The organism is Salmonella sp. NW177, assembly GCF_051811585.1.
Lineage (GTDB): Bacteria > Pseudomonadota > Gammaproteobacteria > Enterobacterales > Enterobacteriaceae > Salmonella > Salmonella enterica.
Window position 1 is genome coordinate 1 of sequence record NZ_JAMMZV010000044.1, and the last position, 241, is coordinate 241.

At 45.6% G+C, this 241-nt stretch carries 1 rRNA gene; it reads left to right on the top strand.

Annotated elements, in window-relative coordinates:
• Positions 1 to 74: ribosomal RNA gene (locus NA986_RS24430) — 16S ribosomal RNA — on the top strand; the annotation flags it as partial.
• Positions 75 to 241 lie beyond the last annotated feature (167 nt).

Here is a 241-nt window from a genome sequence, read left to right on the forward strand (position 1 = left end):
CTTTGTGATTCATGACTGGGGTGAAGTCGTAACAAGGTAACCGTAGGGGAACCTGCGGTTGGATCACCTCCTTACCTGAAAGAAGCGTACTTTGCAGTGCTCACACAGATTGTCTGATGAAAAGTAAATAGCAAGGCGTTTACGCGTTGGGAGTGAGGCTGAAGAAATAAGGCCGTTCGCTTTCTATTAATGAAAGCTCACCCTACACGAAAATATCACGCAGCGCGTGATAAGCAATTTT